Consider the following 25491-nt stretch of genomic DNA (forward strand, 5'->3'; position numbering starts at 1 on the left):
AGATCCTTAAAGCGTGGGGTCAGCGCATGGCCTGACCGGAAATTTCGATTGCGCTGATGCTATCAGAGACGCAGGCGCCCGCCACGACTGCGTGCCGTACCCAGCCCATGAGGCAGCAAGCTGGAACGGGTGTGCGCATGGCAAATGGCAATGGCCAGGGCGTCGGAGGCGTCGATCTGCGGTTTTGAGGTGAGCTTGAGCATGTGCATGACCATCATCTGCACCTGCTCTTTATTCGCCGCCCCCGTACCGACCACGGCCTGCTTGACCTGGGTCGCCGTGTACTCGGCGATCTCCATGCCCTCCTCCGCTCCCGCCACGATGGCGGCGCCACGGGCCTGGCCCAGTTTCAACGCCGAATCGGCATTTTTTGCCATGAACACCTTTTCGATGCCCATGGTGACCGGTCCGTAGGTCTGGATCACTTCACGCACGCCGCGATAGACGATCTGCAGGCGCTCGGCCAACTCGCCCGCGCCGGTGCGGATGCAGCCCGAAGCGACGTAGACACAGCCGCGCGGGGTCTGTTGCACCACGCCAAAACCGGTGATGCGCGAACCGGGGTCGATACCTAGGATTAAAGTCATAACGCCTGCGGGTTAAGTAAACACAATTTTTGACACCGTGAAGATCCAATGTGGGAGCGGGCTTGCTCGCGAAGACGGTGGATCAGCCAACATTTTCAGCGACTGACACACCGCATTCGCGAGCAAGCCCGCTCCCACAGTTTGAACTACGTCATCCTTCAGACTAGCTGTGCAGCGACTTCTTCCGGGATATCCGCGTTGGAATACACGTTCTGCACATCATCCAGGTCCTCCAGCATATCCAGCATCTTCAGCACTTTCTGCGCACCGTCCAGGTCCAGCTCGGCGCTGGTGGTCGGCAGCATCACGATCTCCGCGTCGGTGCCTTTGAAGCCAGCGGCTTCCAGCGCATTGCGCACGGCGTAGAAGCTGGCGAACGAGGTGAACACGTCGATGGAGCCGTCTTCGTTGGTCACCACGTCGTCGGCATCTGCCTCCATCGCGGCTTCCATCAGCGCGTCTTCATCCGTGCCGGGTGCAAAGGTGATCTGCCCCTTGCGCTCGAACAGGTAAGCCACCGAACCGTCGGTGCCGAGGTTGCCACCGCACTTGCTGAACGCATGACGTACGGCTGCCGCGGTGCGGTTGCGGTTGTCGGTCATGCACTCGACCATCACCGCCACGCCGCCGGGGCCGTAGCCTTCGTAGCTCAGCTCGACCATGTCGTCGGTGTCGGCAGCACCAGCGCCACGGGCCACGGCGCGGTCGATGATGTCGCGGCTCATGTTGGCGCCCAGCGCCTTGTCCAACGCCAAGCGCAGGCGCGGGTTGGAGCCGGGGTCACCACCGCCCTGGCGGGCAGCGACGGTCAGCTCGCGAATCCACTTGGTGAAGATCTTGCCTTTCTTGGCATCCTGACGCTCTTTGCGGTGCTTGATGTTCGCCCACTTGGAATGGCCAGCCATAACACAACTCCGAAATTCTGTAGAAACCTTGATCACCCCCGCCCCAGGCGAGGAATAGTCCTTTAACGCAAAGGCGCATCCGAAGATGCGCCTTTTTAGACTGCGTAAACCTCAGTGCGCTTTCACGCAGCAGCCTTACTCAGCCTTAGGCGTCTCGCGCAGGCGGATGTGCAGTTCGCGCAGTGCCTTGGCATCCACCACACCTGGCGCCTGGGTCATGACGTCCGCAGCGCTCTGGGTTTTCGGGAAGGCGATCACTTCACGAATCGACTGGGCGCCGGTCATCAGCATCACCAGACGGTCCAGGCCGAACGCCAGGCCACCGTGCGGCGGTGCGCCGTATTTCAGGGCGTCGAGCAGGAAGCCGAATTTCTCTTCCTGTTCCGCTTCGTTGATGCCCAACAGGCGGAACACCGCTTGTTGCATCTCTTTACGGTGGATACGGATCGAACCGCCACCCAACTCAGTGCCGTTGAGCACCATGTCGTAGGCACGAGACAAAGCGCCTGCCGGGTTGGCTTCCAGCTCGGCCGGCGAGCACTTCGGCGCAGTGAACGGGTGGTGCAAGGCGCTGAAGCTGCCGTCGTCGTTCTCTTCGAACATCGGGAAGTCAACGACCCACATCGGGGCCCATTCACAGGTCAGCAGGTTCAGGTCGTGACCCAGCTTGATCCGCAGCGCGCCCAGGGCCTCGCTGACGATCTTGGCTTTGTCGGCGCCGAAGAACACGATGTCGCCGTCGACTGCACCGACGCGATCGAGGATCGCGTTCAGGTTGTCCAGCGGGATGTTTTTAACGATCGGCGATTGCAGACCTTCAACACCGTTGGCGCGCTCGTTGACCTTGATGTACGCCAGGCCCTTGGCACCGTAGATGCCGACGAACTTGGTGTAGTCGTCGATCTGCTTGCGCGGCATGCTCGCGCCGCCAGGCACGCGCAGGGCGGCGATGCGGCACTTAGGGTCGTTGGCCGGGCCGCTGAACACCTTGAAGTCGACTTCTTTCAGTTGGTCGGCCACGTCCACCAGTTCCAGCGGGTTACGCAGGTCTGGCTTGTCGGAACCGTAGCGGCGCATGGCTTCTTCGAAGGTCATGTGCGGGAAGTCGCCGAACTCCAGGTCCAGCACTTCCTTGAACAGGTTGCGGATCATCTGCTCGGTCAGGCCCATGATCTCTTTTTCATCGAGGAAGCTGGTCTCGATGTCGATCTGGGTGAATTCCGGCTGGCGGTCGGCGCGCAGGTCTTCGTCACGGAAGCACTTGGCGATCTGGTAGTAACGGTCGAAGCCGGCCACCATCAGCAGTTGCTTGAACAGTTGCGGCGATTGCGGCAGAGCGAAGAACGAACCCGCGTGGGTACGGCTCGGCACCAGGTAGTCACGCGCGCCTTCCGGGGTGGCCCGGGTCAGGATCGGGGTTTCAACGTCCAGGAAGCCGTTTTCGTCGAGGAAGCGGCGGATGCTGGTGGTCATGCGCGAACGCAGGCGCAGCTTCTCGGCCATTTCCGGACGACGCAGGTCCAGGAAGCGATAGCGCAGGCGGGTTTCTTCGCCGACGTCGGAGTATTCGTTGAGTGGGAACGGCGGGGTTTCCGACTCGTTCAGCACTTCCAGCTCGTAGCCCAGCACTTCGATGCCGCCGGAGGCCATGTTCTTGTTCACGGCGCCTTCCGGACGCAGGCGAACCTTGCCGGTGATCTTCACGACGTATTCGCTGCGCACGCGGTCGGCAGCGGCGAAGCTTTCGGCGCGATCCGGGTCGAACACCACCTGGGCCAGACCATCACGATCACGGATGTCGAGGAAGATCACCCCGCCGTGGTCGCGGCGACGGTGAACCCATCCGCAAAGGGTGATTTCCTGACCTTCCAGGGTCTCGTTCAGTTGGCCGCAATAGTGGCTGCGCATCATGGTCGTGGTTTCACTTCTCGTAATTCGAAATTCGGTGGAGGCTTGCCTCGTCACCGTACATTAAAGCAGGGGACGGATAATGCAGGAGCCTGCGCGTAGAGTTCAACTCAGTCTGCTTTGTCGCCGCCCGCCAGGTTCTTCTTCGAGCCGGTCTTGAAATCGGTCTCGTACCAGCCGCTGCCGCTCAGGCGGAAGCCTGGCATGGACAACATTTTCTTGAGCTCCGGGGCTTGGCAGGCCGGGCAATCGACCAGCGGCGCGGCGCTGATCTTCTGAATGGCTTCCAACTGATGACCACAGGAAGCACATTGATAGTCGTACATGGGCATGGCGATGTCTCGGCGATCAGAACGTTACTGCGCCACGCCTGCTCCGGGATAACCCGGCACGCGCAGCAAAGCGCGGGATTATATCTGGTAAATCGAGGCAGCGCAGCCGGCTTTCTGCCCCGGGGCCTTGCCCGCCTCAAAGGAAGGCTGACCCCGAAGCCCGGTGGCTAAGAAGGTTGAACACGTTCTTTCAAGGCGTGAACCACACACACCACCCTGACCAACCCACTGAAGTTCTTCACCCCGCCATGACGCAAGTGCACTTCCCGATCCACATAGGACAGCAACGCACTGACCGAACAGGCGTTAATCCTGGCAATTTCCGTGAGGATATTCCAATAGATTTGCTCCAGCCGCAGGCACGTGGAAAACCCGTTGAGCCTTACCGACCGGGACAATGGCTTGGCCAGCCCCATGTCGAACCCTTTTGCAAAGGGGTCGACCTTAATTTTATGAAAACCACCGGTTTCCATGATTCCATTACCCACTCCACGTGACATACACCTGACACTCCATTGCCAAACAGCCGCCCATGGGATGTCCCATTAGGCAATGGCCTTATAAAACCGCAGGCAGAGTGCAGCAGCCAGAAGACGCGACGTTGATAGGCGTAGGACAACGCCAGGAAATGCGCGGAAACAAGCGAGCGGCGCCGGGAAGACGCCGCCAAGGGCAGTTGTTTACTTATTTTCGAGCAGGGAACGCAGCATCCACGCGGTTTTCTCGTGAACCTGCATGCGCTGGGTCAACAGGTCGGCCGTCGGCTCATCGCTGACCTTGTCGAGCAGCGGGAAGATGCCGCGCGCGGTGCGCGTGACCGCTTCCTGGCCTTCTACCAGTTGCTTGATCATGTCTTCAGCATTCGGCACGCCTTCTTCTTCCTTGATGGAAGAAAGACGCGCGTAGACCGAGTAGGCACCCGGCGCCGGGAAACCCAATGCACGGATACGCTCGGCAATGGAGTCCACCGCCAGCGCCAGCTCGTTGTATTGCTCTTCGAACATCAGGTGCAACGTGCGGAACATAGGGCCCGTGACGTTCCAATGGAAGTTGTGGGTCTTCAGGTACAGTACATAGGTATCGGAAAGCAGTCGCGAAAGCCCGTCGACGATGGATTTACGATCTTCTTCACTGATACCGATATCGATTGCCATGTTTATCCCCTTCAATTGACAAGCATTCATTGATCAGGTGCAGGTCCACTCTAGCAAGTGTGCCGGTGATGCGCAGCCCGGCGCGGCAATTCGCCCCGCCCCGGCCTGTGAAAACGACGCAGTCCAAGCCTTGGGCCCATGTAGGAAATCTCCCAGAAGGCCGCTTGAAAAGCCCGCACGTGTCTAGGACAAGCGTTTGACGCAGAAATGCCGTCGCCCTTGCAACACCTCGAAATGCTTGATTTGAGTAGGCACAGCCTTTGCTGTTAAATAGGCGGCGTGTCGTCGCCGTTACTTTCTGCGGCAGCGGCATAGGCTGATACCCCGCGCACGTGCCCAACGCCTCCCATTGTTCAGAAGCGAACCGTGCCAGTCAGCTCTTCCTTGTGATCCGTCTTAACGTGAGTTAATCAAAATGTTGAAAATCGTCCACCTGCTAACGGGCGTTGCAGCTTTGCTGCTGTCCTTTATCCCGACCCTGCAACCTGAAAGCCTGCCGTATCTGGAACAACACGACGCTCTGTACCTGGCCTTGTTCGGCCTTCTTAACCTGACGCTGGCACCGGTGATCCCTTACTGGAACAAAGGCACGCGTCATCAACTGCAAAACCTGGTCAGCGCGCTGTTGGTACTGACTGTTGTCGTACAAACCCTCACCCTACTGGCACCCATGCCTGAAGTCGGCGGCCACCCGGCCATCCTGCTCAGCCTGGTGATTGCTGTGGTCGCCATTGTTCTTCACCTGGCCATCAGCTTCTACCGCTCGTCCCCTGCGGCCTCGTCGCAAACCTACGACATGACCAATCGGGATACCGGTACCGTCAAGTGGTTCAACACCTCCAAAGGCTTCGGCTTTATTTCCCGTGATTCGGGCGACGATATCTTCGTCCACTTCCGGGCCATTCGCGGCGAAGGCCATCGCGTCCTGGTGGAAGGCCAGCGCGTGGAATTCTCCGTCATGAATCGCGACAAAGGCCTGCAGGCCGAAGACGTGATCGCTGCACTGCCGCGTCGCTGATACCCGCCTTCGCAGCAAAAAAAACCGCGACCCAGCCTGGCTGGGTCGCGGTTTTTTTATGCACGCCTATTAATAGTGAGGCGGCGGCGCTTCTTCTTCGGAGGTCTCGAATTGACCGCCCATTTCTTCCTGGCGCTTGAGCAGCGCGGTCATCTGCAGTTGCAGGCGCTCGACGGCCCGCTGCTGGGTGACGAGGATGTCATTGAGGGTCTCGATGGTGTCGTCCTGAAAGGCCAGGCGGCTTTCCAGATCGTTGACGCGGTCTTGCAGATCCATGATTCAACCCTGGGTAAAGACGAAGTCGGCGGGCAACAGCTCGCGCAGGCGAGCACGAATGGCGGCCACGTGTTCATCGGTATAAGGCTGCGCGGGGTGTTTGCCCCATACCGGCGCAGGCCAGGCGGCATCATCACGTTTGCGCACGATCACATGCACGTGCAACTGGCTGACCACGTTGCCCAGAGCGCCGATGTTCATCTTGTCGGCGGACAAGCCTTCATTCAGCAACTGGGCCAAGGCGGTGGTTTCTTGCCACAGGCGTTGCTGGTCGACGACATCCAGTTGAAACACTTCGCTGATACCGTGGATGCGCGGCACCAGGATGAACCAGGGGTAGTTCGAATCGTTGGACAGCAGCAGGCGGCACAGGGGGAAATCCCCGATGACCAGTGTGTCTTGTTGAAGGCGTTGATCTAAAGCGAACACCGCAGGCACTCCGTTCGGCAGGTCAGGTTCAAGGCCCCCAGCATACCTGCGAATCGCTGTTGCTTCACGTCAGCCAATACGCGCCCAGGCAAGGCGTGACGAAAAAAAGTGCACCATTTCGAGCCAAACGGATTTTTCGACTACGCTCAATGACCAATCCTTCAGTGATTGGCTAAGCGCTGCTCAAAATATTGCGACGAGAACCGCGGTGCAGAGGCCTCAGAAAACAAGGCATTGAGCCATCACCGAAACACTGAGGCATCAGAGGGTATGCACCAAAATGACCCAATTACGCCTCAAAGAGATCCGCCGATTACCCACTGACTGGGGTGAACGGGTAACGTTTTTCCCAGATACAGGATTTATGTACTACCCAACAGACACAGGGCGCGGGCGTCAAGGCCAAACCAATCGGCGTAAAAACCCCGTGCTTATGCGGTTTTCACTCAGCGGTAACGTTTTTCACGAAAAAATGACATTCGATTTACGGTTTGGGCACGCTTGCTGCATTCATCCCTCTATCGTCGGCAACGGCACCGGAAGGGAAGCAGGTGTTTCGCGATGAAAAACAGCAGCGGTTCAATGCACGCCAAGGAAGATTTCAAACTTGGAAAGTAACGTTTTTTTGCGTTCTTTTAACGGTCTGGAAACAGTATTGAAGTTGTCAGCCTCGTTACAGTGAGGCTGTGAATTTGCGACATGGATATAGCAATCTACGACAAGCTCGTAAAGAAGCTGAAAGGAAAGTTGGGCAAGTATCGCCAATATTGTCAGCGTGATATAACTTTGCGCCGACACAAAAAGAAAGAGCCGCCCAGACAAAAATATAGGTGGGACGGCAGTACTCTTCCTAAAACCAAAGGAGCAAATCACGATGCGCGTGATGAAGTGGAGCATGATCGCCCTGGCTGTTTCAGCAGGCACTACACAGTTCGCAATGGCCTCCTCCCAGGACGACGCCAAAGGCTTTGTTGAAGACAGTACTTTCAGCATCAATACTCGCGCTCTGTATTTCAGCCGCGACAGGCGCAACAACCCGTCGACTGCACAAAGTCGCCAAGAAGAAACCGGCCTGGGCTTCAACGGCCTGTACCAATCCGGCTTCACCCAAGGCACCATCGGGGTCGGCGTGGATGTAATCGGCCTGTTGGGCGTCAAGCTCGACAGCGGCAAAGGTCGCGCCGGTACAGGCCTCTTCCCTACCGGCTCTGACGGCCGTTCGCAGGATGATTACTCCAAAGGCGGCGGCGCCATCAAGTTCCGTTTCTCCGATACCGTCCTGAAAATCGGCGACCAGTACACCACAGCGCCTGTATTTGCTTCAGACGACAGCCGTCTGCTCCCAGAACTGCCGCAGGGTGTGTCGATCACCAGCAACGAGATCAAGGGCCTGAAACTTGAAGCCGGTCACTTCACCTCGATCGTAGCGCAATCGCAAACCTACAAAGACAGTATCAGCGACAGCAGTGATGTCGGGCACGTAGGTCTCAAAGAAGCGAACTTCGTCGGTGGCGTGTACTCCTGGACTCCAGAGTTCACCACCAGTCTCTACTACTCGAAAGTCGAAGACTACTGGCGCAAATACTACGCCAACGTCAACTGGACACACGCCCTCAGCGATGACCAGTCGCTGGCTTTCGACTTCAACATCTACGACACCAAGAGCGAAGGTGCCGGCCTGCAACGCGCAGAGAAAGATAACACCACCAAGCTCGACAACCGTGCGTTCAGCCTGCAGGGCGCCTACACCATCGGCGCTCATACCTTCACCCTGGCAGCCCAGAAAGTCACCGGCGACGGCGACTATGGCTACGGCATCGACGGTGGCGGCACAGTGTTCCTGGCCAACTCCATCGCTCGTTCCGACTTCAACGCCGAAGGCGAGAAGTCCTTCCAGGCTCGTTACGACCTCAACATGGCGACCTTCGGTGTTCCTGGCCTGAGCTTCATGACTCGTTACGTGACCGGTAGTGGCGCCAACACCGCCACCACCTCGAACGGCAAAGAGTGGGAACGCGATATCGAAGCCAAGTACGTGATCCAGAGCGGTCCGGCCAAGGACCTGAGCCTGCGTCTGCGTCAAGCGACCTACCGTTCGGGTGATGGCGTTTACTACGGTTCGCCTTCGATCGACGAACTGCGTCTGATCGCGCAATACCCGCTGAACATCCTGTAATTGACAGTTTTGTTACAGCGATGACTTAAGGCTTTCGCCTTAAACAAAAAGCCGCTCTCTTGTTTAACAAGGGAGCGGCTTTTTTATGGCTTTAATGTTTCAGCAACAAAATAACTAGCAAGCTAACTAACGACATTATTACCAACGGCTTGAACCTGACCTAACGGCCAAGTTCAAGGCAGCTAATCGCTATTACTTGGCAACTGTTTCCTGCATCACACGAATAACCCGCTGCGGAAACGGAATATCAATCCCCGCTGCTTTCAAACGGTCACGTGCAAGTTCGTTCAACATGAACACCACGTCCCAATAATCTGCGGTCTTGGTCCAGCACCGCAGGGAAACAGTGATCGAACTGTCACCCAAGGTCGACACCACTGCTACAGCAGCCGGGTCTGCCAATACACGTGGGTCTTTGGCCAGTTCCAGCAACACTTCACGGGCTTTCTGCAGGTCGGCTTCATAGTCGACGCCCACGTCAAACACCACCTTGCGGGTCGGCTGACGGTTGGTGTTGGTGATGAGGCCGTTGGACAGGCTGCCGTTAGGGATGATTACGGTCTTGTTGTCACCAGTGCGCAGCACGGTGTGGAAGATCTGGATGCTGTCGACGGTGCCGGAAGTGCCCTGGGCTTCGATCCAGTCACCAATGCGGAACGGACGGAACAACAGAATCAGCACGCCGCCAGCGAAGTTCGCCAGGCTACCTTGCAATGCCAGGCCAATGGCCAGAGTGGCAGCACCGATCGCAGCAACAAACGAAGTGGTGGCGACGCCGATCATCGAGGCCACGTTGACCACCAGCATGACCTTGAGCGCAATGTTCGCCAGGCTGGTGATGAAGTGTTGCAGCGCCAGGTCGGCATTGCGCAATGCCAGCAGACGCCCAACGCGGTGGGTCAACACGTTGATCAGCCACCAACCGATGGCCAAGGTGAGCACCGCCAGCAAAAACCGGCTGCCGTATTCCATGATCATCGGGATCCACGACTCAGAGGTCTTGATCAGGTGATCCACTTCAGCATTCAAATCCATCTACATTCTCCTGTTTACCGGATGTTTGGCCATAAATGCAATTGAGCCCCGTAGGGCTCAATCGTCGGCGCAGGTTCTGGGGCGTGGGACGTCAAAAACGCCCACAGGTTCCCCAAAGTGCCATCAGTCGCGGAAGTTATTGAACTGCAGCGGCATGTCGAAGGTCTTGGCGCGCAGGGCGGCGATGGCCTCTTGCAGGTCGTCACGCTTCTTGCCGGTGACGCGAACCTGCTCACCCTGGATGGCAGCCTGGACTTTCAGCTTGGCGTCCTTGATGTGGGCAACGATCTTCTTCGCCAGCTCCTTGTCGATGCCTTCCTTGAGGACGGCTTCTTGCTTCATCAGTTTGCCGGAGGCGTAGGCGTCCTTGATTTCAAGGCATTGCGCGTCGATCTTGCGCTTGACCAGCGACAGCTTGAGGATCTCGATCATCGCTTCCAGCTGGAAATCGGCTTCAGCGGTCAGGTTGACGGTCAGCTCTTTTTCCTTGAATTCGAAGCTGCCCTTGCCTTTCAAGTCATAGCGACGGTCCAGTTCCTTGACGGCGTTCTCGACGGCGTTGGTGACTTCGTGTTTGTCCAGTTCGGATACCACGTCGAACGAAGGCATGTCATTTCTCCAATATAAGGGGCGGGCTCAGTAGAGATGGAGCGCGCCCAAGCTAAAATGCCGGGGCATTATAGCGGTTCTTTTGTCCCGTTCGCTGCGGGCGACCCTTTGGAGCACAAACTGATGTCGACCACCTGGCATATTCTCGGCGCCGGCAGCCTGGGCACACTCTGGGCCACGCGGCTGGCGCGTGCTGGCGTGCCCGTGCGGTTGATCCTGCGCGATGCCGCGCGCCTGGCCAGCTATCAGGCAGCCAAAGGGCTGACGCTGGTAGAACAGGGCATGGAACACACATACCCGGTAATTGGCGAAACGCCCGACAGTCCCGAGCCGATTCATCGCCTACTCGTGGCGTGCAAAGCCTACGACGCACAGAGTGCCGTCGCACAACTGCAACACCGGCTGGCACCGGACGCAGAACTCATTCTGCTGCAGAACGGCCTCGGCAGCCAGGACGCGGTGGCCGCGCAACTGCCCCAGGCACGCTGCATCTTTGCCTCCAGCACCGAAGGCGCATTTCGCGACGGCGATTGGCGTGTGGTGTTCGCGGGCCATGGCTACACCTGGCTGGGCGACGCGAGCCATCCCACCCCGCCGCTCTGGCTGGATGATTTACAGGCCGCCGGCATCCCCCACGATTGGAGCACCGACATCCTCACGCGGCTGTGGCGCAAGCTGGCGCTCAATTGCGCCATCAACCCACTGACCGTGCTGTACCAGTGCCGTAACGGAGAACTGCAAGCCCATCACTGCGAAGTCGCAACCCTCTGCGCCGAGCTGGCGGAGCTGCTGGCGTGCTGCGGACAACCCGCTGCCGCGCAGGACCTGCAACACGAAGTCGAACGGGTGATCCAGGCCACCGCCGCCAACTACTCGTCCATGTATCAAGACGTGACCGCCGGCCGTCGCACCGAAATCAGCTATCTCTTGGGCTATGCTTGCCAGGCGGCTTCTCGCCACCAGTTGAACCTGCCGCACCTGCAACAGTTGCAAGTGCGCCTGGTGGAGTGCTTGCTTGCACGCGGATTGCCCCGCGACTGAGCCACGCGCTACCCTGCCCGCCTGTCTATCACCTGGGAAAACCCTGATGCCGCTGCGCCAGCGTCTTGAAAACCTACCGGTCGGGCAGAAACTGCTCGCCGCCCTGCTGGTGCTGTTGACCACCGTGTTACTGGTGGCCAACCTGACCTTTATCAGCGCCGCCTACTGGATTTCCCAGGAAAGCATGGCACCCCAGGCCTTGCAGGCCATCGGCCGCCTGGTGTCCAACCCCGCACTTGCCGCCGAAGCCCTCGAATCGCCCGCCAAGGCAGACGCGCTGCTCAACGAACTGACCAGCTATTCGCCGTTGCGCGCCGCTGCCCTGTATGACGGCGAAGGCAATCGCCTGGCGCAGATGCAACACGGCGACCGCTTGCACCTGCCGGACAACTATCGGCATATCGAAGCCTGGCGTGTCACCGAGTTTCGCAGCAACCAGGTCATCACCCTGCCCCGCGCCGGCCAGCCGTCCGGGCATCTGCTGCTGGTGGCCAGTAGCGAGCTGCCGGTGGCGTTCTATACCGGCACATTGACAGCCAGCCTGGGCATCCTGATTTTCAGCGTGTTGTTGTGGCTGATCATCGCGCGCCAGATCAAACGCCTGATCACTCGGCCGATCCACGAACTGGAAGAACTCTCCCGCCAGGTCACCCGCGAGGAGAACTACGCCCTGCGCGCCGGCCGCGGTAACCACGACGAAATTGGCAGCCTGGCCGAGGCCTTCAACACCATGCTGTCGCGCATCGAAGCCCGTGAGCAACAGCTCAAGCGTGCGCGGGACGACTCTCAGGCGGCGTATGACCAGGCTCAGGGTCTGGCGGAAGAAACTCGCCACACCAACCGCAAACTGGAACTGGAAGTGCAGGTTCGCAGCAAGATCGAGAAGAAACTTACCGGCTTCCAGAATTACCTGAACAGCATCATCGACTCCATGCCCTCGGCGCTTATCGCCCTGGATGAACAGCTCTACGTCACCCAATGGAACCAGGAGGCCAGCGCCCTCTCCGGCACGCGCCTGGATGAAGCGTTGAACCAGCCGATCTACCTGGCGTTCCAGCCGCTCAAACCTTACCTGCCGCAGATCCGGGCGGCGGTGGAGCAACACACCGTGGAGCGCATCGAGCGTGTCACCTGGTTCAAGGACGACGAAGCCAAGCACTACGCGCTGACCTTCTACCCGCTGATGGGCGGGGCCGGGCGTGGCGTGGTGATCCGGATCGATGACATCACCCAGCGCCTATCCCTGGAAGAAATGATGGTGCAGTCGGAGAAGATGCTCTCCGTGGGTGGCTTGGCCGCCGGCATGGCCCATGAGATCAACAACCCGCTGGGGGCGATCCTGCACAACGTGCAGAACATCCGCCGCCGCCTGTCCCCCGAGTTGCCCAAGAACCTGGAGCATGCGGAGCAGGCAGGCATCGAGCTGGAAACCGTCAATCGCTACCTGCAAAGCCGCGAAGTGCCGCAACTGCTCGATGGCATCCAACAGGCTGGGGCGCGGGCGGCAAAAATCGTCACCCACATGCTCAGTTTCAGCCGTCGCAGCAACCGACAGATGGCCCCCTGCGATTTGCCGGCGCTGATCGACCAGGCCGTGGAAATCGCTGGCAATGACTTCGACCTGGCCATCGGCTTCGACTTCAAGGGCCAGGCCATCATCCGCCAGTTCGACCCTCAACTCGGCCCGGTGCCCGGTACCGCCAACGAACTGGAACAAGTACTGCTCAACCTGCTGAAAAACGCCGCCCAGGCCATCCATTTGCGTGAAGACGACAGCGAGCCGGGGCGCATCATCCTGCGCACGCGCCTCAACCCGCCGTGGGCGGAGATCCAAGTGGAAGACAACGGCATCGGCATGAGCGAGAACGTGCGCAAACGCACCTTCGAGCCGTTCTTCACCACCAAGGAAATCGGCCAGGGCACAGGGCTCGGGCTGTCGGTGTCGTATTTCATCATCACCAACAACCACAAGGGCCAGATGGAAGTGCATTCCACCCTGGGCCAAGGCACCTGCTTCACCCTGCGCCTGCCGTTGGCCGGTAGCCAACTGCCCCCTTACGAACTGAACCAACTGGAGCACTGACCATGGGCTTTCGCCTGTCGAAGATCTACACCCGCACCGGCGACAAGGGCGAAACCGGCCTGGGCGATGGCCGCCGCGTGCCCAAGGACCACCCACGGGTTGAAGCGATTGGTGAGGTGGACACGCTGAACAGCCAGTTGGGTTTGTTGCTGGCCAGCCTGGAAGAACAGAGTGGCAAGCATCCGGAACTGAAGGATGTGATCGAGGTGCTTACGCCTTGTCAGCATCGTCTGTTCGACCTGGGCGGTGAACTGGCAATGCCGGTGTACAAAGCCTTGAACGCTGCGGAAGTGGATCGGCTGGAAGCCGCGATTGACCGCTGGAATGAGGAAGTCGGGCCGCTGGAGAACTTCATCCTGCCCGGTGGCTCGGCATTGATCGCCCAAGCCCACGTGTGCCGCAGCCTGGCGCGCAGTGCGGAGCGGCGGTGTCAGCAGTTGAATGCGGTGGAACCGTTGGAAGGGGTGGGGTTGGCGTACATCAATCGGTTGTCGGACTTGCTGTTTGTGGCGGCGCGGGTGATTGCTCGGCGCCAAGGTGTTGCGGAGGTGTTGTGGCAGGCGGCGGCCAAGCCCCACTGAGTTTTCAGTGCCTGATCTGACGCCTTCGCGAGCAAGCCCGCTCCCACATTCGACCGTATTCCAAAGGTGGAACTCGATCGAATGTGGGAGCGGGCTTGCTCGCGAAGAGGCCCGTCACAACACCATCAAACCTCAGGCCAAAATGCCCGAATCCCCGCCACACCCTGAGCCCCAACTTCCCAAGCCTGCTCTCGCTCGGCAGGCCCAACCCCGCCCAGCAGAAACACCGGCTTGCTGAACCCACGGATCAACTCTGCCGCCTGCTCCCATCCCAATGGCTGGGCATCGGGGTGAGTCTGGGTCGGCTGCACTGGCGACAGTGTGACGAAATCCACGTCCATCATTTCCGCCAGTGCCAGCTCTTCTGCGTTGTGGCAAGAGGCCGCCAGCCAACGATCTTTAGGAAGCGGTCGACCTTTGCTCGCGTATTTACGCAGTTGTGCCGAGGTCATGTGCCAGCCGGCCGAAGGAAAATCCCCCAGCCATTCAAACGGCCCCTTGAGCATCAGTTGTGCCTTACCCGCGCACAGCCCCACCGCATCCACCGCGAGGTCACGGTATTTAGGGTCGTAGCCGTTGGGCGCACGCAGTTGCACCAGCTTGATACCGCCAGCAATGGCTTTCTGAATACCCCGCAGTAACGTCGGGGTTTCCAGTTCGCCAGGGGTGATCAGGTATTCAGCCGGCAAACGCGCCGCCGCCACAATCGGCGCATTGGCCGCCGGGAACTCGTAGTTGATCAGGTCCCGAGGAGCGACCCATTCCAACGGTTGCCCTTCAACACCATGAGGCTCGCCGGTAAACGCCGAAACCTCCCAGACATCCAGCAACACCTGTTTGTCCGGGTAATCATGCTGCACCTTGATCAGCGGCCGCGCGGTGGTGACCTGTATACCCAGCTCTTCCTGCAATTCGCGGGACAGCGCGCTGGCGACCGATTCATCGGCCTCCACCTTGCCGCCTGGAAACTCCCAGAGGCCGCCCTGATGCTGGGTATCGGCGCGGCGCGCCAACAAGATCCTGCCGTCGACACCGCGGATCACCGCGGCTGCTACATGCACTCGTTTCACCGCGCGTTTCCTCTTAGGTACGGTATTCCGCGTTGATCTTCACGTATTCGTGGGACAGGTCGGTGGTCCAGATGGTTTCGCTGCACGTGCCACGTCCCAGCTCGATACGGATGGTGATTTCTTCCTGCTGCATCACCGCCGAGCCCTGGGCTTCGGTGTAGGTCTCGGCGCGGGCGCCACGGCCGGCGATGCACACGTCGCCGAGGAACACGTCGATCTTGCTCACGTCCAGGTCCGGCACACCGGCACGACCCACTGCCGCCAGGATACGGCCCCAGTTGGGATCGGAGGCGAACAAGGCCGTCTTGATCAGCGGCGAATGCGCCACGGTGTAGCCCACGTCCAGGCATTCCTGGTGATTGCCGCCGCCGTTGACTTCAACGGTCACGAACTTGGTGGCGCCCTCGCCGTCACGCACGATGGCCTGGGCCACTTCCATGCACACTTCAAACACCGCCTGCTTCAATGCCACGAACAACGGGCCGCTGGCCTCGGTGATTTCCGGCAGGTTGGCCTGGCCGGTGGCGATCAGCATGCAGCAGTCGTTGGTCGAGGTGTCACCATCGATGGTGATGCGGTTGAACGACTTGTTGGCGCCATCGAGGATCAGGCTGTGCAGCACGTCGCGGGAGACTTTGGCGTCGGTGGCGATGTAGCCGAGCATGGTGGCCATGTTCGGACGGATCATGCCCGCGCCCTTGCTGATACCGGTCACGGTGACGGTCACGCCATCGTGCACGAACTGGCGGCTCGCGCCTTTGGGCAGGGTGTCGGTGGTCATGATGCCGGTTGCTGCCGCGGCCCAGTTATCCACAGACAGGTCGTCCAGCGCAGCTTGCAGCGCGCCTTCGATTTTTTCTACCGGCAATGGCTCTCCGATCACGCCAGTGGAGTACGGCAGCACTTGGCTGGCGTCCACGCCGGTCAACTGGGCCAGCTTGGCGCAGGTGCGCGCAGCCGCCACCAGGCCTGGCTCGCCGGTACCGGCGTTGGCATTGCCGGTGTTGGTCAGCAGGTAACGGATCGTGCCGGCAACGCGTTGCTTGGCCAGGATCACCGGTGCGGCGCAGAACGCGTTGAGGGTGAACACACCGGCGACGGTCGAGCCTTCGGCACAGCGCATCACCACCACATCTTTGCGTCCAGGGCGCTTGATGCCGGCCGAAGCGATACCGAGTTCAAAACCGGCAACCGGGTGCAATGTGGGCAAAGGACCAAGACCAACAGCCATGAATGCGCTCCTTAAAAATCAGATGATGTCTGTGCCGTCGTAAGCGACGGCGAAATTAATGGCAAAACGCCGCGACGGCAGAGGCCGGTCGCGGCGCGGGGTGTTGCAGCGTCAGGCAAAAATCTTATTCGATCTGGCCGTGGCAGTGTTTGAACTTTTTGCCCGAACCGCAGTAGCACAGCTCGTTGCGGCCCAGCTTCTGGTCATTGCGAACCGGGGTTTGAGCCAGGGCCACATCGACCTCTTCGCCCAATACCTCAGGCGCTTCCAGGCCCGGTGCTTCGTCATGCTGGAACTGCATGCGCGCAGCCAGAGCCTCGGCTTCCTGACGCAGGCGGGCTTCTTCCTCGATCGGGTCTTCGCGACGCACCTGAACGTGGGACAGCACGCGGATCGAATCGCGCTTGATCGAATCCAGCAGTTCGGAGAACAGCGTGAACGACTCGCGCTTGTACTCCTGCTTCGGGTTCTTCTGGGCGTAGCCACGCAGGTGGATACCGTGACGCAGGTGGTCCATGGTCGACAGGTGGTCTTTCCACAGGTCGTCCAGCACGCGCAGTACGATTTGCTTCTCGAAGGTGCGCAGTGCTTCGGCACTCGCCTGCTCTTCTTTCTCGTTGTATGCGGCCAGCAGCTCGGTCATCAGCTTCTCGCGCAGCGTTTCTTCGTACAGGTGATCGTCTTCGTCCAGCCACTGCTGAACCGGCAGGTCCACACCGAAGTCGCTCTTCAACGCGGCTTCCAGGCCGGCAACATCCCACTGCTCTGGCAGGGACTGTGGCGGGATGTGTGCGCTGACGGTAGCGTTGAGCACGTCCTGACGGAAATCAGCGATGGTCTCGCCAATGTTGTCGGCGGCCAGCAACGTGTTACGCATGTGATAGATCACTTTACGCTGTTCGTTGTTGACGTCATCGAACTCAAGCAGTTGCTTACGGATATCGAAGTTGCGGCCTTCGACCTTGCGCTGGGCCTTCTCGATGGCGTTGGTCACCATGCGGTGTTCAATCGCTTCACCGGACTGCATCCCTAAGGCCTTCATGAAGTTCTTCACGCGGTCCGAAGCGAAGATGCGCATCAGGCTGTCTTCCAGGGACAGGTAGAAGCGGCTGGAACCGGCGTCACCCTGGCGACCGGCACGACCACGCAGCTGGTTGTCGATACGGCGCGATTCGTGACGCTCGGAAGCGATCACCTGCAGGCCACCGGATTCCAGCACGGCCTGGTGGCGTTTCTGCCAATCGGCCTTGATCTGGGCGATCTGCTCAGGGCTCGGGTTTTCCAGTGCCGCGACTTCCACTTCCCAGTTACCGCCCAACAGGATGTCGGTACCACGACCGGCCATGTTGGTGGCGATGGTCAGTGCGCCTGGGCGACCGGCCTGGGCAATGATCTCGGCTTCTTTTTCGTGGAACTTGGCGTTGAGGACCTTGTGCTCGATGCCTTCCTTGTTGAGCAGGTTCGATACGTGCTCGGAAGTCTCGATGGTGGCGGTACCCACCAGGATCGGGCGACCCTGGGCCATGCCGTCCTTGATGTCGTTGATGATGGCCGCGTATTTCTCTTCGGCCGTCAGGAACACCAGGTCGTTGAAGTCTTTACGCGCCAACGGTTTGTTCGGCGGAATGACCATGACGGCCAGGCTGTAGATCTGGTGGAATTCGAACGCTTCGGTGTCGGCCGTACCGGTCATGCCGGACAGTTTGTTGTACAGACGGAAGTAGTTCTGGAAAGTGGTGGACGCCAACGTCTGGCTTTCAGCCTGGATGTTGAGGTGTTCCTTGGCTTCGATGGCCTGGTGCAGGCCTTCGGACAGACGACGACCCGGCATGGTACGGCCGGTGTGTTCGTCAACCAGCACGACCTGGCCGTCCTGCACGATGTATTCGACGTTGCGATGGAACAGCTTGTGGGCGCGCAGGCCGGCATACACATGGGTCAACAGGCCCAGGTTGTGTGCCGAGTACAGGCTTTCACCCTCGGCCAGCTCGCCGATCTGGGTCAGCATTTCTTCGACGAACTGGTGACCGGCTTCGTTGAGTTCGACCTGGCGGGTCTTCTCGTCGATGCTGAAGTGACCTTCTTTGGTCACCACGCCTTCCACTTCCTCGATGTGCTGCTCCAGGCGCGGAATCAACTTGTTGATTTCGGTGTACAGGCGCGAGCTGTCTTCGGCCTGGCCGGAGATGATCAGCGGGGTACGGGCTTCGTCGATGAGGATGGAGTCGACTTCGTCGATCACGGCAAAGTTGAGTTCGCGCTGGAATTTTTCATCCATGCTGAACGCCATGTTGTCGCGCAGGTAGTCGAAACCGAATTCGTTGTTGGTGCCGTAGGTAATGTCGCAAGCGTAGGCAGCGCGCTTCTCTTCCGGCGGCTGGAACGGCGTAACCACGCCGACGGTCAGGCCGAGGAATTCATACAGCGGGCGCATCCAGTTGGCGTCCCGGCGGGCCAGGTAGTCGTTCACCGTCACAACGTGCACGCCCTTGCCGGACAGTGCGTTGAGGTAAACGCCCAGGGTTGCCACCAGGGTCTTGCCTTCACCGGTACGCATTTCGGCAATCATGCCTTCATGCAAGGTCATGCCGCCGATCAACTGGACGTCGAAGTGGCGCATGCCCATGACACGCTTACCGGCTTCACGGGCGACCGCAAAGGCTTCGGGCAGCAGCTTGTCGAGGGTTTCACCTTTGGCTATGCGGGCCTTGAACTCTTGGGTCTTGGCGCGCAATTGCTCGTCCGAAAGGGCAACCATCTGCTCTTCGAAGGCATTGACCAGCTGCACCGTCTTGAGCATGCGTTTGACTTCGCGCTCATTCTTGCTTCCAAAAAGTTTCTTTAACAAAGGCGCAAACATATCGGCAGGTTCTTCCACACATAGGGATGGAGGGCGCACCGTGAGTGGCCCGAGCAGCCCTCACGGCCGCATGCGAACGCGCATTCTACCCGGATTCGTGGGTGAGGAAAGTGGCGTTGTTCCCCGATGCTGGCATGGTGCTGTGAGAGGGCTTGTTTAAAATAAGGGCTTTTGTCGGAACTTCAACCCATGGAGCGAAGAAGTTACCAATTGATTTCATGAACAAAACCCTACGAATGCATTGGCTGGGGGCGTTCAGGCGCGTTCTGCTAAGATGGCGGCTCTGTTACTTAAGGTGTCCAATAATGGCGTTTCGCCCCTTATCAGCCCGCGCTCCCGCCGTGTTGCTTCGCGATGCCAAGCCGCTGAAAGCCATCTTTGGCCATGCGCAACGCCTGGGCCGCCTGCAACGACTGCTCGAAACCCAGTTGCAGCCGGCCGCACGCGAACATTGCCGCGTGGCGTCCTGGCGTGAAGGCAACCTGCTGCTTATTGTCACAGATGGCCACTGGGCGACACGTTTGCGTTATCAGCAAAAACGCCTGCAGCGTCAATTGATGGCGTTCGATGAATTCGCTGGCTTGACGCGCATCCAGTTCAAGGTACAGCCGCCCACCACCCAACCTGGCGTGGCGGAACACATTCATGATTTATCGACCCATGCGGCCGAAGCCATTCAGGCAACGGCCGACGGGATCAGCAACCCAGGCTTGCGCGCGGCGCTTGAACGGCTGGCGGCCCACGCCAAAGCCAAGCCCTGAATCGCTACTTGCGTTTGCTGCCGCCCAACAACGACCCCAACAAACCACGGACCAATTGTCGCCCCATCTGATTGGCGGCTTGCTGCATTGCGGACTTCAGCGCCTTACCTGCGGTTGTGCCGAGAAACGCCCCGGCCCTGTCGGTGAAGCTAGGCTCCTCGGCGGCCGGCTTGGCCTCTTCGGTTGGCCCAAGCTCTTTGCGTGCCATCAGCACTTCATAAGCTGACTCCCGATCAATCGGCTTGTCATACCGGCCCTGCAACGGTGAACTGGCCACCAATGCAGCGCGTTCGGCCTCGCTGAGCGGCCCGATCCGCGACTGCGGCGGTGCAACCAATACACGCTGGACGACTTCCGGCGTGCCCTTTTCCTGCAGCGTGCCCACCAACGCCTCGCCCGTGCCCAACTCGGTCAATACCGAAAGGGCATCAAAGGCCGGGTTCGGCCGAAAACCGTCGGCTACGGCGCGTAGGGATTTCTGCTCTTTAGTCGTGAACGCCCGCAGGCCATGCTGGATGCGCAGGCCGAGTTGCGCCAGCACGCTGTCCGGCAGGTCGCCTGGCGACTGGGTGACAAAATACACGCCAACGCCTTTTGAACGGATCAGCCGCACCACTTGCTCCAGTCGCTCCTGCAACGCCTTGGGCGTGTCGGCGAACAGCAAGTGCGCCTCATCAAAGAACAGTGCGAGTAACGGCTTGTCGGCATCACCGCGCTCGGGCAGTTGCTCGAACAACTCCGCCAGAAGCCACAGCAGGAAGGTCGCGTACACCTTCGGCGCTTCGTGCACCAGACGGCTCGCGTCCAGCAGATGGATGCGACCAAGCCCGTCACTGGTGGGCTGCAGGATATCTTCCAACTGCAGGGCCGGCTCGCCGAACAAAGCTTCGGCGCCCTGCTGCTCCAGCACCGCCAGGCGTCGCAACAACGCCTGGCTGGAACCGGTGGTCATCAGCGCCGCGTCTTCGCCCAACAGTTCGGGGTGGTAGCGCAGATGATTGAGCAGCGCCTTGAGGTCCTTGAGGTCCAGCAACAACAAGCCTTCGCGGTCTGCGACCTTGAACGCCGCGTAAAGCGCCGATTGCTGGCTGTCGGTGAGTTCCAACAGGCTACCGAGCAGCAATGGGCCCATTTCGCTGATCGTAGTGCGCAACGGATGACCGGATTGCCCGTGGATATCCCACAGCGTGACCGGATAAGCCTTGGCCGTGTAATTGAGGAACGGCATGCCGGCGATGCGCTCGGCCACCTTGCCCTGCGGGTTCGCTGCGGCCCCCAGGCCGCACAAGTCACCCTTGATATCCGCCGCAAACACAGCCACGCCGGCATTACTGAAGGCTTCGGCCAGGCGTTGCAGCGTAACGGTTTTGCCCGTGCCGGTGGCACCGGCGATCAACCCGTGACGGTTGGCCAGGCGCATGGCCTGGGCGATGGGCTGGCCGTCGAGGCCGGCGCCGATTAGCAGTTGCGTGGAGTCAGGCATTTCGTCACCCATGGTTAATCTTTAGTGCGGCCAGGTCGATACAGAGAAGTGTGAGACCCACAAAGTCTAAAAATAGGTCAGATAGTTCCCACAGGGACCACCGGAACCATCACAAGAAGTATCACACCTTTTTTGACGCTGCCATTTGCGCCTCCCATAAGGACGCGCTTCGGATATTAAGACCTTAGCGGACCCTACAAGCCATGAATAAAAATCTGCGCTTCAGCCACAAAATCCTGCTTGCAGCCTCCCTTATCGTCATTGCCGCATTCGCGCTGTTTACCCTCTACAACGACTACCTGCAACGCAACGCGATACGCGACGATCTCAACAACTACCTGCATGAAATGGGCGATGTCACCGCCAGCAACATTCAAACCTGGCTTAACGGGCGTATAGCCCTGGTGGAAAACGCCGCGCAAAACATCGCCATCAACCCCGAGCCGTCCGCGGTTGCCAGCCTGCTGGAACAGAAAACCCTGACGTCCTCCTTCATGGCGACCTACGTCGGTGACAGCAAAGGCGCCTTCACCATCCGCCCCGACACCAAGATGCCGGACGGTTTCGACCCGCGTGTCCGCCCCTGGTACAAGGGCGCCCAGAGCAGCAACGGTTCAACCCTGACCGAGCCCTATATCGATGCGGCCACCGGCAAGTTGATCATTTCCGTTGCCACTCCCAGCAACCAAGGCACCCAAAGCATCGGCGTGGTCGGCGGTGACCTGAGCCTGCAAACCTTGGTGGATAACATCGGCGCGCTTAATTTCGGCGGCATGGGCTATGCGTTCCTGGTCAGCGCCGACGGCAAGGTACTGGTACACCCGGACAAAAACCTGGTGATGAAGACCCTGGCCGACGTGTATCCGAAAAATACGCCGAAGATCAGCGCAGACTTCAGCGAGGTCGAGGCCAACGGCATAGACAACATCGTGACCTTCACTCCGATCAAGGGCCTGCCCTCGGTAAACTGGTACCTCGGTATTTCAGTCGATAAAGACAAATCCTTCGCCATGCTCAGCGAATTCCGCACCTCAGCGGTCATCGCCACGCTCATTGCGGTGGTGATCATCATCGCCCTGCTCGGCATGCTGATCCGTATCCTGTTGCAACCACTGCACGTGATGACCCGCGCCATGCAGGACATCGCCGATGGCGAGGGCGACCTGACACGCCGCCTGACCATCCAGAACCACGATGAATTCGGCACGCTGGGTAACGCCTTCAACCGCTTCGTGGAGCGCATTCATACGTCGATCCGCGAAGTGTCTTCGGCCACCGAACAGGTAAATGAAGTGGCACTGCGGGTGGTCAGCGCCTCCAACTCGTCGATGGTCAATTCCGATGAGCAGGCCAACCGCACCAATAGCGTCGCCGCCGCCATCAATGAACTGGGCGCTGCGGCCCAGGAAATCGCGCGCAATGCAGCGCAGGCCTCCCATCAGGCCAGCGATGCACGGCATCTGGCTGAGGATGGCCAGCAAGTGGTGGAACGCAACATCAAGGCGATGAACCAGTTGTCGTCGATGATCAGCGCCTCCAGCAGCAACATCGAAGCGCTCAATAGCAAGACGGTGAACATCGGCCAGATTCTCGAAGTGATCACCAGTATTTCCCAGCAAACCAACCTGCTGGCATTGAACGCCGCCATCGAAGCGGCGCGTGCCGGGGAAGCCGGGCGTGGGTTTGCGGTGGTCGCGGATGAAGTGCGCAACCTGGCGCATCGCACTCAGGAATCGGCGCAACAGGTGCAGAAGATGATTGAAGAACTGCAAGTCGGCGCGCGAGACTCGGTCAGCACCATGGGTGAAAGTCAGCGCCACAGTCTTGAAAGTGTCGATATCGCCAACCTGGCCGGCGAACGCCTGAACAGCGTGACCCAACGCATCGGCGAAATTGATGGCATGAACCAATCCGTCGCCACCGCCACGGAGGAACAGACCTCGGTAGTGGAGTCGATCAACATGGACATTACCGAGATCAACACCCTCAACCAGGAAGGTGTGGAAAACCTGCAATCCACGTTGCGTGCTTGTGCCGACCTGGAACAACAGGCTGCACGGTTGAAACAATTGGTTGGCAGTTTCCGGATCTGATCAGGCGTCCTTGGTCTCGGACTTGGCCTGCTCCTGCTCCCACAGTTCGGCGGCACCGGGAAACTCGGTGCCGTCCTCGCTGCTGAGGTCATCCGGGTCGTATCGACTCAAACAGCCCTCCCCTAATGTGGCGGGGGCTTTTGAAGTGGCTTTGTCCAGCGGATCACTCATGATTCAATCCTCGGCAGCGTACAAAGAAAAAGGGCCTGGATCGATTTAACGCCCAGGCCCTTCATTCTTCAATCACAACAGGTCGATCAGAACACGACCGTCTTGTTGCCATGCACCAGCACACGGTCTTCCAAGTGGTAACGCAGGCCACGGGCCAGCACCATCTTCTCCACGTCACGGCCGAAACGCACCATGTCTTCAATGCTGTCGCTGTGGCTGACACGCACCACGTCCTGCTCGATGATCGGGCCGGCGTCCAGTTCTTCGGTGACGTAGTGGCAAGTAGCGCCGATCAACTTCACACCCCGCAGCGACGCCTGGTGGTACGGCTTGGCGCCGACGAACGACGGCAGGAAGCTGTGGTGAATGTTGATCACCTTGCCAGCGTATTCGCGGCAGAGTTCCGGTGGCAGGATCTGCATGTAGCGCGCCAGCACCACCACGTCGGCTTCGTGTTGCTTGACCAGACGCGAGACCTCGGCGAACGCCGGCTCTTTGTCCTGCGGATTGACCGGCACGTGGTAGTACGGGATGCCATGCCACTCGACCATGCTGCGCAGGTCATCATGGTTGGAAATCACACACGCGATCTCGCAGTCCAGCTCATCGCTGTGCCAGCGATGCAGCAAATCGGCCAGGCAGTGGGATTCACGGCTGGCCATCAACACCACGCGTTTCTTCTGCTCGGTGTCGGTGATATGCCAGGTCATCGAAAACTCTTCGGCGATGGGCGCAAACGCGTCGCGGAAGGCATCAAGACCAAAAGGCAGCGAATCGGCACGAATCTCGTGACGCATGAAGAACCAACCGCTGAGATTGTCCGAGTGATGACTCGCCTCGGTGATCCAACCGTTGTGGGAGGCCAGAAAGTTACTGACCTTGGCAACGATGCCAACCCGGTCCGGGCAAGCAATCACCAGCCGAAAAGTGCGCATTAGGGGGAAACTCCAGAACTTCGCAAAGGCCGCCATTCTAGCGATTGCGCAGGAAAACTGCAGTATTCGTTGACGCTTATTCTGATCGCTGGCCGACGGCTCGCCCCTTAATAGCCTATGGTTTTACCACCTTTATATGAATCGACTCCCTCAACCTACGGCTACTCCCCATATTTCAACGAGATTATCTTAAGGCTTACGCCCTAGTAATTAACTCGAATGCATAGCAATGCTACAAACATTCAAAGTAATTCACATAAATGCGAGCTTAAATGTTTACTTGGGCAAACTGCCTGACTATTATTGGGCCACTCTCCCTGTCAATCAGCGCTCTACATAAGGTAGTCCACATGTCTCTGATCAACGAATACCGTGCCACCGAAGAAGCTATCAAAGAGCTGCAAGCCCGTTTGAAGAACCTGTCCCAAGACGACAAACTGCAAACCGAGCTGGAATTCGAAGGCAAACTGCGCGCCCTGATGGGTGAGTACTCCAAATCCCTGCGTGACATCATCGCGCTGCTGGATCCAGAATCGAAAGTTAAAGCTCCACGTGGCGCTGTGAAAACTACCGGCACCAAGCGTGCTCGCAAAGTCAAACAGTACAAAAACCCGCACAACGGCGAAGTGATTGAAACCAAAGGTGGCAACCACAAAACTCTGAAAGAGTGGAAAGCCAAGTGGGGCGGTGACGTGGTTGAAGGCTGGGCTACCCTGCTGGGCTAAGCCTCGCCAGGCCTGCGCCTGATACGCG

General features: G+C 59.2%; 24 protein-coding genes and 1 pseudogene. 9 read left to right on the forward strand and 16 right to left on the reverse strand.

All coding sequences use genetic code 11. The features are described 5' to 3' along the window. Window positions 1–62: 62 nt before the first annotated feature. The 6 genes from ruvC to ACP7BX_RS25065 form a co-directional block, all read right to left on the reverse strand. A complete protein-coding gene (gene ruvC, locus ACP7BX_RS25040) occupies window positions 63–587 on the reverse strand; it encodes a crossover junction endodeoxyribonuclease RuvC (RefSeq protein WP_016975450.1) in 525 nt (174 codons plus the stop codon). Between the two features lie 158 nt (window positions 588–745). Continuing rightward, a complete protein-coding gene (locus ACP7BX_RS25045; RefSeq protein ID WP_314531074.1) occupies window positions 746–1492 on the reverse strand; it encodes a YebC/PmpR family DNA-binding transcriptional regulator in 747 nt (248 codons plus the stop codon). Between the two features lie 135 nt (window positions 1493–1627). Then, the gene (gene aspS, locus ACP7BX_RS25050; RefSeq protein WP_033898492.1) at window positions 1628–3403 is read right to left on the reverse strand and encodes an aspartate--tRNA ligase; all 1776 of its coding nucleotides are present in this window, start codon (window positions 3401–3403) and stop codon (window positions 1628–1630) included. Window positions 3404–3510: 107 nt separating this feature from the next. Continuing rightward, window positions 3511–3732 carry an FmdB family zinc ribbon protein gene (locus tag ACP7BX_RS25055; protein WP_010208103.1) on the reverse strand — a complete coding sequence of 74 codons (222 nt, stop codon included), beginning with the start codon at window positions 3730–3732 and terminating at the stop codon, window positions 3511–3513. A gap of 167 nt (window positions 3733–3899) precedes the next feature. Continuing rightward, complete coding sequence (locus tag ACP7BX_RS25060) at window positions 3900–4232, reverse strand: ribbon-helix-helix domain-containing protein (RefSeq protein ID WP_269131872.1); 333 nt, start codon at window positions 4230–4232, stop codon at window positions 3900–3902. Between the two features lie 180 nt (window positions 4233–4412). After that, on the reverse strand, window positions 4413–4886 hold the full coding sequence (locus ACP7BX_RS25065) for a Dps family protein (RefSeq protein WP_033898494.1): 474 nt from the start codon (window positions 4884–4886) through the stop codon (window positions 4413–4415). A gap of 415 nt (window positions 4887–5301) precedes the next feature. On the opposite strand from ACP7BX_RS25065, the gene ACP7BX_RS25070 reads away from it, so the two are divergent. Next, window positions 5302–5904 (forward strand): cold-shock protein, encoded by a 603-nt coding sequence (locus tag ACP7BX_RS25070; protein ID WP_033898496.1) that lies wholly within the window; start codon window positions 5302–5304, stop codon window positions 5902–5904. Window positions 5905–5973: 69 nt separating this feature from the next. Here the strand turns inward: ACP7BX_RS25070 and ACP7BX_RS25075 are convergent, their stop codons facing one another. Beyond that, entirely contained in the window at window positions 5974–6180 is a 207-nt protein-coding gene (locus ACP7BX_RS25075; RefSeq protein WP_010208093.1) for a SlyX family protein, read from the reverse strand. A 3-nt stretch (window positions 6181–6183) separates the two neighbouring features. Further along, entirely contained in the window at window positions 6184–6609 is a 426-nt protein-coding gene (locus ACP7BX_RS25080) for an HIT domain-containing protein (protein WP_038845967.1), read from the reverse strand. A gap of 874 nt (window positions 6610–7483) precedes the next feature. On the opposite strand from ACP7BX_RS25080, the gene ACP7BX_RS25085 reads away from it, so the two are divergent. Next, entirely contained in the window at window positions 7484–8785 is a 1302-nt protein-coding gene (locus ACP7BX_RS25085; RefSeq protein WP_269131874.1) for an OprD family porin, read from the forward strand. 192 nt (window positions 8786–8977) lie between these two features. On the opposite strand, the gene ACP7BX_RS25090 is transcribed toward ACP7BX_RS25085, so the two are convergent. Together ACP7BX_RS25090 and ACP7BX_RS25095 are read right to left on the reverse strand one after the other, a co-directional pair. Continuing rightward, a complete protein-coding gene (locus ACP7BX_RS25090) occupies window positions 8978–9820 on the reverse strand; it encodes a mechanosensitive ion channel family protein (protein ID WP_177111179.1) in 843 nt (280 codons plus the stop codon). A 123-nt stretch (window positions 9821–9943) separates the two neighbouring features. Further along, window positions 9944–10429 carry a YajQ family cyclic di-GMP-binding protein gene (locus tag ACP7BX_RS25095; protein WP_003175814.1) on the reverse strand — a complete coding sequence of 162 codons (486 nt, stop codon included), beginning with the start codon at window positions 10427–10429 and terminating at the stop codon, window positions 9944–9946. 123 nt (window positions 10430–10552) lie between these two features. Between ACP7BX_RS25095 and ACP7BX_RS25100 the strand changes: the two genes are divergently transcribed. Genes ACP7BX_RS25100 through ACP7BX_RS25110 form a run of 3 tightly spaced genes read left to right on the forward strand, consistent with a single transcriptional unit; the run spans window position 10553 to window position 14134 of the window. Further along, complete coding sequence (locus ACP7BX_RS25100; RefSeq protein ID WP_426130867.1) at window positions 10553–11470, forward strand: putative 2-dehydropantoate 2-reductase; 918 nt, start codon at window positions 10553–10555, stop codon at window positions 11468–11470. Window positions 11471–11516: 46 nt separating this feature from the next. Beyond that, entirely contained in the window at window positions 11517–13553 is a 2037-nt protein-coding gene (locus ACP7BX_RS25105; RefSeq protein ID WP_269131877.1) for a sensor histidine kinase, read from the forward strand. A gap of 2 nt (window positions 13554–13555) precedes the next feature. Then, entirely contained in the window at window positions 13556–14134 is a 579-nt protein-coding gene (locus ACP7BX_RS25110) for a cob(I)yrinic acid a,c-diamide adenosyltransferase (RefSeq protein WP_038845963.1), read from the forward strand. 125 nt (window positions 14135–14259) lie between these two features. On the opposite strand, the gene ACP7BX_RS25115 is transcribed toward ACP7BX_RS25110, so the two are convergent. From ACP7BX_RS25115 to secA, 3 genes are all read right to left on the reverse strand, one after another. Next, the gene (locus ACP7BX_RS25115; protein WP_038845961.1) at window positions 14260–15204 is read right to left on the reverse strand and encodes a Nudix family hydrolase; all 945 of its coding nucleotides are present in this window, start codon (window positions 15202–15204) and stop codon (window positions 14260–14262) included. 13 nt (window positions 15205–15217) lie between these two features. Then, window positions 15218–16435 carry a bifunctional glutamate N-acetyltransferase/amino-acid acetyltransferase ArgJ gene (gene argJ, locus ACP7BX_RS25120; RefSeq protein WP_426130865.1) on the reverse strand — a complete coding sequence of 406 codons (1218 nt, stop codon included), beginning with the start codon at window positions 16433–16435 and terminating at the stop codon, window positions 15218–15220. Window positions 16436–16559: 124 nt separating this feature from the next. Beyond that, entirely contained in the window at window positions 16560–19295 is a 2736-nt protein-coding gene (secA, locus tag ACP7BX_RS25125) for a preprotein translocase subunit SecA (protein WP_038845958.1), read from the reverse strand. A gap of 305 nt (window positions 19296–19600) precedes the next feature. Here secA and ACP7BX_RS25130 point away from each other — a divergent pair, with 305 nt between their 5' ends. After that, window positions 19601–20056, forward strand: a complete 456-nt coding sequence (locus tag ACP7BX_RS25130; RefSeq protein ID WP_033898507.1) for a DUF721 domain-containing protein — start codon at window positions 19601–19603, stop codon at window positions 20054–20056. 4 nt (window positions 20057–20060) lie between these two features. Here ACP7BX_RS25130 and ACP7BX_RS25135 read toward each other — a convergent pair whose 3' ends face one another. Beyond that, window positions 20061–21539, reverse strand: a complete 1479-nt coding sequence (locus ACP7BX_RS25135; protein ID WP_426130862.1) for a helicase HerA-like domain-containing protein — start codon at window positions 21537–21539, stop codon at window positions 20061–20063. A gap of 203 nt (window positions 21540–21742) precedes the next feature. Here ACP7BX_RS25135 and ACP7BX_RS25140 point away from each other — a divergent pair. Together ACP7BX_RS25140 and ACP7BX_RS25145 are read left to right on the forward strand one after the other, a co-directional pair. Next, window positions 21743–22774, forward strand: a pseudogene (locus ACP7BX_RS25140) (HAMP domain-containing protein); the annotation flags it as partial. 93 nt (window positions 22775–22867) lie between these two features. Next, on the forward strand, window positions 22868–23632 hold the full coding sequence (locus tag ACP7BX_RS25145) for a methyl-accepting chemotaxis protein (protein WP_370590840.1): 765 nt from the start codon (window positions 22868–22870) through the stop codon (window positions 23630–23632). Here ACP7BX_RS25145 and ACP7BX_RS25150 read toward each other — a convergent pair whose 3' ends face one another. Together ACP7BX_RS25150 and purU are read right to left on the reverse strand one after the other, a co-directional pair. Then, on the reverse strand, window positions 23633–23803 hold the full coding sequence (locus ACP7BX_RS25150; protein ID WP_177004758.1) for a hypothetical protein: 171 nt from the start codon (window positions 23801–23803) through the stop codon (window positions 23633–23635). Window positions 23804–23889: 86 nt separating this feature from the next. Then, window positions 23890–24738, reverse strand: a complete 849-nt coding sequence (gene purU, locus ACP7BX_RS25155) for a formyltetrahydrofolate deformylase (protein WP_010208067.1) — start codon at window positions 24736–24738, stop codon at window positions 23890–23892. A 350-nt stretch (window positions 24739–25088) separates the two neighbouring features. On the opposite strand from purU, the gene mvaT reads away from it, so the two are divergent. Next, a complete protein-coding gene (gene mvaT, locus ACP7BX_RS25160; protein WP_016970296.1) occupies window positions 25089–25463 on the forward strand; it encodes a histone-like nucleoid-structuring protein MvaT in 375 nt (124 codons plus the stop codon). The last annotated feature ends 28 nt before the right edge of the window (window positions 25464–25491 follow it).

It is taken from the genome of Pseudomonas sp. DWP3-1-3b3 (assembly GCF_049896305.1).
GTDB classification, from domain to species: domain Bacteria; phylum Pseudomonadota; class Gammaproteobacteria; order Pseudomonadales; family Pseudomonadaceae; genus Aquipseudomonas; species Aquipseudomonas azotoformans_A.